Genomic DNA, 713 nt, shown 5'->3' with positions numbered 1-713 from the left:
CGCCCTAGCCTCGCAAGAACTCGGCCGAACCACCCGCTTCAACAAAGAAGCCCTGGCCGCCTACCTCGACTTCGCACACTCAGATCAAGCACCATGGCGCAGCAACTTCCGCGACCTCGCCGCCAGCATCATGCGCCTGGCCACACTCGCGCCGCAAGGCAGGATACAGGTAGAACAAGTCCAAGCCGAAATCGAACGCCTCAAATGGTTATGGTCGGAAGAACCTTTTTCAGACGGCCTCTTACATAAAAGGCCGTCTGAAAAAGCACAAGACTATCCCGATAAAGTCGATTGGGACACATTGGATTTGTTCGACAAGCTACAACTGCAACACGTTATCGATGAATGCCGCAAACACCTCAACATGGCCGCCGCTGGCCGTGCATTGTTCAACGTCTCCCGAACAGAAAGAGCAAAAGTCAATGACAGCGACCGATTGAGGAAATATTTACAGCGATTCGGATTAGAATGGGGAGATATTTAAATAGAGTGTGCAAGCTAGCTCATTTTGATAGCATTATTTTTCATCATTTATAAAAAACAAAAGGCATCAATCCGATGCCTTTTATTTTCGTTAACATGAAAAATTAATGTTCATACCAACATTTGATCGATTCACGAATCACTTCCTTGGCTTACTTCAAAAATGCCACATGATAGGCAATATGCTCACCAATAAAACTGGCGATGAAGTAATAGCTATGATCGTAGCC

1 pseudogene is annotated in these 713 nt (G+C 46.3%); it reads left to right on the top strand.

Annotation, left to right across the window (positions count from 1 at the left end):
* Positions 1–484: pseudogene (locus ACTHUR_RS14055) on the top strand (sigma 54-dependent transcriptional regulator); the annotation flags it as partial.
* Positions 485–713 lie beyond the last annotated feature (229 nt).

It is taken from the genome of Neisseria sp. P0021.S007 (assembly GCF_051956855.1).
Note: the sequence above shows the minus strand (reverse complement) of the source record. Positions and strands in the feature narration are given on the sequence as shown.